This is a genomic window from Streptococcus sinensis, assembly GCF_000767835.1.
Lineage (GTDB): Bacteria > Bacillota > Bacilli > Lactobacillales > Streptococcaceae > Streptococcus > Streptococcus sinensis.
Window position 1 is genome coordinate 1 of sequence record NZ_JPEN01000059.1, and the last position, 7,413, is coordinate 7,413.

Sequence of the window (7,413 nt, forward strand, 5' to 3'; positions counted from 1 at the left end):
TCTTATCTCATTTTTCACTTAAAGCCTTGACAGACTTGACAAATGGTAGAAAAGAGCCTATTTAATTTGGATAAATATAAGTTACAGCACCTGGATTAAACCAGCCTCGGTAGTTACCAATTGCTTGGTTGCCAGCATAATTAGCTTCTGATACTTGAATGTTAGTAGCAGATTGAACAGCTGTTACTACAGCAACGTGTCCATATCCACCATCATTCCAACATGCAATCGCACCAACCTGAGGTTGTGAACCTGTACGGAAGCCTGCTGCTGCTGCACTAGCTGCCCATTGACCACCATTACCCCAATAGTCACCAGCCCATGGAGCCAAAGTCTTAGCACCCCAAGTACATTGACCTACAGGATAGGTTGTCGCTGAAGAACTGTAAGTAGGACGAGAGACAGTTGCTGCTGGCTGAGTCACTGCTGGTGCAGATACAGTAGCCTCTGCCGCAGGAGCTGCTGCTGTATTATTTACAGCTTGAACCTGAGCTGAGAAGCTAGTATTTGCAGAAGCAAGAACTGCTTGTTGTTGTGCCTGTTGTTGTGCTTTATAAGCTGCCTCTGCTGCTGCTGCTTCTGCTGCTGCTTTCTCTGCTGCTGCTTTTTGCTCTAAAAGGCTATTTTTTTCATTTTCAGCAGTTGTTTTTTCTGCTGCAAGGTTCAACTGAGCAACTTTAAGTTCTGCTTGTTTGGTTGTTAAAACTTGTGCATCATCTGAAAGCTGTTGCTGATTAGCGATAACAGTATTGATTGCTTCATTATTAGCAACTTGTTTTTCAGCAATTGCTTCTTTATCAGCTTTTTGTTGCTCTAACATTTTATTATTTGCTGCAACAATTTCACTCATAGCAGCTACACGTGAAATTGCTTCTGTAATAGAGCTAGAACTCACGATTGTATTAATGTAACTAGTAGCAGTTCCGTTCGTTTGAGCACTACGAGCTTGATTAGCAAGCGATTCATTTCGAGCAACGATGTTTTTAGATAAAGTATCAATTTCAGCTGATAACTTAGCAGACTCTGCTGATAATTTTTCATTTTCAGCTTGAAGTTTTTCTTGTTGTTTTTGAATTGCAGAAACTTGACTTTGAATCTCGTCAACTTGTGCTTGTGCTGATTGCTGTTGCGCTGTTATACTGTTAATTTTACTGTCTTGAGCAGCAATTTTATCATCGGTAGAATCCGCTTTTACACTCACAAGTGAAGCTCCTTGAGAAAGGATAAGCGTACTCAACAAAATTGATGCGAACAATTTTTTCTTCATAAAAATATATACTCCTTCTTGGTAAGACATTATATAGTATATCAAAAATCAAAACTGTTTGTGTTACGTATTTATTACATTTCTATTTCTTATTCATCATAAATAGACTTTTTCAAACAAAGATTGGAATACCAAGAAGAAAACAGCATTTAAGAGTAAAGTAGGAACCAAACTAAAGATAATGAAATGTGAAAAATCAATTGCTGCCAGCTTTAAAAGAAGAACCAAAGTGACACTAACTATTTCAATCAAAAAGACAGCCGTAATCACAGATAAAAAACGAGTCAAGCGATTTAACAACAAAACGTCATTCATGTAAATAATGAAAGCACTAAGCAAAGGAAATAAAATCACAAAAATACCTATAACATGTAAATAATAAACATCATATATCAATCCCAGTCCCATAAATAAAACAAGATTGAAAGTTCTAGAAAAATTAATAGAAATAAAAATCATGTAAATCAGTAATAAGTGGCTGATAGGATAGCACTGACCTGATAATAGACCGATAAAGAGTCGAGACAACTGTCCATCAAGTAATAAGATTAAAAACAAGATAATCGGTGTTAAAATTTTTTCTTTCGAGCTTTTCATATCAATTTCTCACCAAAATTACAGCTTGGATATCTGAAAAATCAGCAGCAGGTTGAACTAAAATCACATCATTCAACTGATCTTTCCCTTTAGAGACAGACAAAACTTTTCCCACAAGTAAATTTTCTGCATTATAGGTGCCCAATCCGCTTGTCAGAACAGAAGCTCCTTCTGTAACACCAGAAAAACTATTTAACTGACTTACAATAAAAGTGGAATTTTTAGAATCAAAACCAGTAATAATACCATAGACAAAACCAGTCTCTGTTTGAATCTTCACAGAAATTGGGCTTGAATTTTTTTCATTACTAAGCAAGGTCACAACACTTGAATCAGCAGAAACCTGTGTTACTGCTCCGATGACTCCACCATTAGAAATTGCCAGCATTGATTTTGTAACATCACTAGCAGTCCCTTTATCAATTGTCAGCTCATTTGTCCAAGCAGACGGACTACGAGCAATCACCTCTGAAGCAATTTTAATCGTGTTTTGGTCCTGCTCTTTTAAATCTAATAATTGCCTTAATTGACTATTCTCATCATCCAAAGAATCAACTTTATTTGCCTTCTCTTCTATGGTATAAAGCGCTTTCTTTAAATCTCCATTTTCTTTATACGTTTTCATCAAATCAAAAAGTCTATCTTTTTCATTTAACACAAAGGTAACAGGCCGAGCAATCATTCGATCAATTGTTGAAATTATATTAGAAGAAAAAGAAATAAAATGAGACGAGACAGGTGAAAATAACAACCCTCCTATTAAGCTAATAGTTATTAAAAAGAAAATAAAAAACTTAGATTTTTTAAATTTATTCATAAAAATAAACCTCAGCAATATCAATACATAATGGTTCCAACTAGATACATGTTACTTATTACAGCATATATCAATTTTAAAGAAAAAATTAAGGTTAAATTAACTTACCTTAATGCAAAAAGATACAAGAAAAGGAGGTAGCATCAGCTAAACTCCTTACTTATAGCGGAGAATGGGGGATTCGAACCCCCGCGCCAGTTACCCGACCTAACGATTTAGCAAACCGTCCTCTTCAGCCTCTTGAGTAATTCTCCAATATTAATGGGCACGAGTGGACTCGAACCACCGACCTCACGCTTATCAGGCGTGCGCTCTAACCACCTGAGCTACGCGCCCAAGTTAAAAACTTGGATTGAACAATCTAGTTCAAAGCGGGTGACGAGAATCGAACTCGCGACAACAGCTTGGAAGGCTGTAGTTTTACCACTAAACTACACCCGCTTATATTCAGAATAAAATGGCGCGAGACGGAATCGAACCGCCGACACATGGAGCTTCAATCCATTGCTCTACCAACTGAGCTACCGAGCCAAAATTGCGGGAGCAGGATTTGAACCTACGACCTTCGGGTTATGAGCCCGACGAGCTACCTAGCTGCTCCATCCCGCGATATTCTTATCTAAGGAGGATGTGGGATTCGAACCCACGCACGCTTTTACACGCCTGACGGTTTTCAAGACCGTTCCCTTCAGCCGGACTTGGGTAATCCTCCAACATAGTGAGTTTCACACAATATGGACCTTGTAGGACTTGAACCTACGACCACTCGGTTATGAGCCGAGAGCTCTAACCAGCTGAGCTAAAGGTCCAACAAGATCATCATAGCGGCGAAGGGGATCGAACCCCCGACCTCCCGGGTATGAACCGGACGCTCTAGCCAGCTGAGCTACACCGCCATATATCGGGAAGACAGGATTCGAACCTGCGACACCTTGGTCCCAAACCAAGTACTCTACCAAGCTGAGCTACTTCCCGAGAAAATCCAAAAACGGAGTCATGAGACTTCGTTCTAATATGCACCCTAGAGGAGTCGAACCTCTAACCGCCTGATTCGTAGTCAGGTACTCTATCCAGTTGAGCTAAGGGTGCTCTTTTAAACTCTCATGCCGAGGACCGGAATCGAACCGGTACGATCGTTGCCAATCGCAGGATTTTAAGTCCTGTGCGTCTGCCAGTTCCGCCACCCCGGCCTCAAAGCGAACGACGGGATTCGAACCCGCGACCCCCACCTTGGCAAGGTGGTGTTCTACCACTGAACTACGTTCGCATCTGTATAAAAAAATGCCGGCTACATGACTTGAACACGCGACCCTCTGATTACAAATCAGATGCTCTACCAACTGAGCTAAGCCGGCTCACTTCTATTTCTTCATGCGGGTTAAGGGACTTGAACCCCCACGCCCTAAAGCGCCAGATCCTAAATCTGGTGCGTCTGCCAATTCCGCCAAACCCGCTTATATGACCCGTACTGGGCTCGAACCAGTGACCCTTTGATTAAAAGTCAAATGCTCTACCAACTGAGCTAACGAGTCTTTATAGAGTTGTCAAATAGGACTTAAGTGACACTTAATCCATCCGCAACATTCAATTGCATTTCCACAATTGAAACGGTCCCGACGGGAATCGAACCCGCGATCTTCGCCGTGACAGGGCGACGTGATAACCGCTACACTACGGGACCTATATGGGAGTTAACGGGATCGAACCGCTGACCCTCTGCTTGTAAGGCAGATGCTCTCCCAGCTGAGCTAAACTCCCAAAAAGGAAGTACTACTACTTCCTATCCTGCTAAGCGACTTCCATATCTCACAGGGGGCAACCCCCAACTACTTCCGGCGTTCTAGGGCTTAACTACTGTGTTCGGCATGGGTACAGGTGTATCTCCTAGGCTATCGTCACTTAACTTTCTGAATTAACTTACAATCTTACATTGCCTTGTCAACTCAAAATTGAATAACTACTCAAATCAAACAATACTTGCCAAATGCTGCGCTCAATGAAATTGTATTCGGACTTAAAAGCTAGTAAATTAGATAGCCTACCTGCCTCATCATCGATGTCTGGCTAGCCTCCTAAATTTATACGCTTTTCTCAACGTCCTCTTTACTTAGTTTTGGATAAGTCCTCGAGCTATTAGTATTAGTCCGCTTCATGTGTCGCCACACTTCCACTCCTAACCTATCTACCTGATCTTCTCTCAGGGCTCTTACTAACTTGCGTTATGGGAAATCTCATCTTGAGGTGGGTTTCACACTTAGATGCTTTCAGCGTTTATCCCTTCCCTACATAGCTACCCAGCGATGCTCTTGGCAGAACAACTGGTACACCAGCGGTAAGTCCACTCTGGTCCTCTCGTACTAGGAGCAGATCCTCTCAAATTTCCTACGCCCGCGACGGATAGGGACCGAACTGTCTCACGACGTTCTGAACCCAGCTCGCGTGCCGCTTTAATGGGCGAACAGCCCAACCCTTGGGACCGACTACAGCCCCAGGATGCGACGAGCCGACATCGAGGTGCCAAACCTCCCCGTCGATGTGAACTCTTGGGGGAGATAAGCCTGTTATCCCCAGGGTAGCTTTTATCCGTTGAGCGATGGCCCTTCCATGCGGAACCACCGGATCACTAAGCCCGACTTTCGTCCCTGCTCGAGTTGTTGCTCTCGCAGTCAAGCTCCCTTATACCTTTACACTCTGCGACTGATTTCCAACCAGTCTGAGGGAACCTTTGGGCGCCTCCGTTACCTTTTAGGAGGCGACCGCCCCAGTCAAACTGCCCGTCAGACACTGTCTCCGATAGGGATCACCTATCTGGGTTAGAGTGGCCATAACACAAGGGTAGTATCCCAACAACGCCTCCTTCGAAACTGGCGTCCCGATCTCATAGGCTCCTACCTATCCTGTACATGTGGCACAGACACTCAATATCAAACTGCAGTAAAGCTCCATGGGGTCTTTCCGTCCTGTCGCGGGTAACCTGCATCTTCACAGGTACTAAAATTTCACCGAGTCTCTCGTTGAGACAGTGCCCAAATCATTACGCCTTTCGTGCGGGTCGGAACTTACCCGACAAGGAATTTCGCTACCTTAGGACCGTTATAGTTACGGCCGCCGTTTACTGGGGCTTCAATTCATACCTTCGGATTACTCCTAAGCACTCCTCTTAACCTTCCAGCACCGGGCAGGCGTCACCCCCTATACATCATCTTACGATTTAGCAGAGAGCTGTGTTTTTGATAAACAGTTGCTTGGGCCTATTCACTGCGGCTGACATACGTCAGCACCCCTTCTCCCGAAGTTACGGGGTCATTTTGCCGAGTTCCTTAACGAGAGTTCTCTCGATCACCTGAGGCTACTCGCCTCGACTACCTGTGTCGGTTTGCGGTACGGGTAGAGTATGATACAACGCTAGAAGCTTTTCTTGGCAGTGTGACATCACTCACTCGCTACTAATCTTCGCTCCCCATCACAGCTCAACGTTATAGGTATAAGCATTTGACTCATACCACGCCTCACTGCTTAGACGTACATCCATTCGTACGCACGAGTTAGCCTACTGCGTCCCTCCATCACTTCATACTCTAGTACAGGAATATCAACCTGTTGTCCATCGGATACACCTTTCGGTCTCTCCTTAGGTCCCGACTAACCCAGGGCGGACGAGCCTTCCCCTGGAAACCTTAGTCTTACGGTGGATGGGATTCTCACCCATCTTGCGCTACTCATACCGGCATTCTCACTTCTATGCGTTCCAGCGCTCCTCACGGTACACCTTCGCCACACATAGAACGCTCTCCTACCATACCTATAAAGGTATCCACAGCTTCGGTAAATTGTTTTAGCCCCGGTACATTTTCGGCGCAGGGTCACTCGACTAGTGAGCTATTACGCACTCTTTGAATGAATAGCTGCTTCTAAGCTAACATCCTAGTTGTCTGTGCAACCCCACATCCTTTTCCACTTAACAATTATTTTGGGACCTTAGCTGGTGGTCTGGGCTGTTTCCCTTTCGACTACGGATCTTAGCACTCGCAGTCTGACTGCCGACCATAATTCTTTGGCATTCGGAGTTTATCTGAGATTGGTAATCCGGGATGGACCCCTCACCCAAACAGTGCTCTACCTCCAAGAATCTTGATGTCGACGCTAGCCCTAAAGCTATTTCGGAGAGAACCAGCTATCTCCAAGTTCGTTTGGAATTTCTCCGCTACCCACAAGTCATCCAAGCACTTTTCAACGTGCCCTGGTTCGGTCCTCCAGTGCGTTTTACCGCACCTTCAACCTGCTCATGGGTAGGTCACATGGTTTCGGGTCTACATCATGATACTAAAGCGCCCTATTCAGACTCGGTTTCCCTACGGCTCCGTCTCTTCAACTTAACCTCGCATCATAACGTAACTCGCCGGTTCATTCTACAAAAGGCACGCTCTCACCCATTAACGGGCTCGAACTTGTTGTAGGCACACGGTTTCAGGTTCTATTTCACTCCCCTTCCGGGGTACTTTTCACCTTTCCCTCACGGTACTGGTTCACTATCGGTCACTAGGGAGTATTTAGGGTTGGGAGATGGTCCTCCCAGATTCCGACGGGATTTCGCGTGTCCCGCCGTACTCAGGATTCTGCTAGGTACAGATTCTATTTAAAATACGAGGCTCTTACTCTCTTTGGCTGACCTTCCCATGTCATTCTTCTATAAAATCTGAGTCCACAGCGCAGTCCTACAACCCCGAAGAGT

General features: G+C 44.3%; 3 protein-coding genes, 17 tRNA genes and 2 rRNA genes. All 22 read right to left on the minus strand.

The window, feature by feature from the left end; translation table 11 throughout:
* Positions 1 to 61: 61 nt before the first annotated feature.
* Positions 62 to 1,267, minus strand: coding sequence for a peptidoglycan hydrolase PcsB (pcsB, locus tag SSIN_RS04375; protein WP_037616231.1), 1,206 nt, complete (start codon positions 1,265 to 1,267; stop codon positions 62 to 64).
* 96 nt (positions 1,268 to 1,363) lie between these two features.
* Complete coding sequence (mreD, locus tag SSIN_RS04380; protein WP_037616232.1) at positions 1,364 to 1,864, minus strand: rod shape-determining protein MreD; 501 nt, start codon at positions 1,862 to 1,864, stop codon at positions 1,364 to 1,366.
* 1 nt (position 1,865) lies between these two features.
* Entirely contained in the window at positions 1,866 to 2,681 is an 816-nt protein-coding gene (gene mreC, locus SSIN_RS04385) for a rod shape-determining protein MreC (protein ID WP_037616234.1), read from the minus strand.
* Between the two features lie 166 nt (positions 2,682 to 2,847).
* Positions 2,848 to 2,935 (minus strand) — tRNA-Ser (locus SSIN_RS04390).
* An 8-nt stretch (positions 2,936 to 2,943) separates the two neighbouring features.
* Positions 2,944 to 3,017 (minus strand) — tRNA-Ile (locus tag SSIN_RS04395).
* A gap of 34 nt (positions 3,018 to 3,051) precedes the next feature.
* Positions 3,052 to 3,122, minus strand: a tRNA-Gly gene (locus SSIN_RS04400).
* Between the two features lie 17 nt (positions 3,123 to 3,139).
* Positions 3,140 to 3,212, minus strand: a tRNA-Phe gene (locus SSIN_RS04405).
* Positions 3,213 to 3,216: 4 nt separating this feature from the next.
* Positions 3,217 to 3,290: transfer RNA gene (locus SSIN_RS04410), tRNA-Met, on the minus strand.
* Positions 3,291 to 3,303: 13 nt separating this feature from the next.
* A tRNA-Ser gene (locus SSIN_RS04415) sits at positions 3,304 to 3,393 on the minus strand.
* 23 nt (positions 3,394 to 3,416) lie between these two features.
* Positions 3,417 to 3,490, minus strand: a tRNA-Ile gene (locus SSIN_RS04420).
* Positions 3,491 to 3,503: 13 nt separating this feature from the next.
* Positions 3,504 to 3,577: transfer RNA gene (locus SSIN_RS04425), tRNA-Met, on the minus strand.
* Between the two features lie 5 nt (positions 3,578 to 3,582).
* A tRNA-Pro gene (locus SSIN_RS04430) sits at positions 3,583 to 3,656 on the minus strand.
* A 40-nt stretch (positions 3,657 to 3,696) separates the two neighbouring features.
* Positions 3,697 to 3,770 (minus strand) — tRNA-Arg (locus SSIN_RS04435).
* Positions 3,771 to 3,785: 15 nt separating this feature from the next.
* Positions 3,786 to 3,871, minus strand: a tRNA-Leu gene (locus SSIN_RS04440).
* A 5-nt stretch (positions 3,872 to 3,876) separates the two neighbouring features.
* Positions 3,877 to 3,948, minus strand: a tRNA-Gly gene (locus SSIN_RS04445).
* 15 nt (positions 3,949 to 3,963) lie between these two features.
* Positions 3,964 to 4,036: transfer RNA gene (locus SSIN_RS04450), tRNA-Thr, on the minus strand.
* Between the two features lie 17 nt (positions 4,037 to 4,053).
* A tRNA-Leu gene (locus SSIN_RS04455) sits at positions 4,054 to 4,135 on the minus strand.
* 5 nt (positions 4,136 to 4,140) lie between these two features.
* A tRNA-Lys gene (locus SSIN_RS04460) sits at positions 4,141 to 4,213 on the minus strand.
* Between the two features lie 76 nt (positions 4,214 to 4,289).
* Positions 4,290 to 4,362 (minus strand) — tRNA-Asp (locus SSIN_RS04465).
* Between the two features lie 4 nt (positions 4,363 to 4,366).
* Positions 4,367 to 4,439 (minus strand) — tRNA-Val (locus SSIN_RS04470).
* 29 nt (positions 4,440 to 4,468) lie between these two features.
* Positions 4,469 to 4,584: ribosomal RNA gene (gene rrf, locus SSIN_RS04475) — 5S ribosomal RNA — on the minus strand.
* Positions 4,585 to 4,794: 210 nt separating this feature from the next.
* Positions 4,795 to 7,413 (minus strand): 23S ribosomal RNA (locus SSIN_RS04480); the annotation flags it as partial.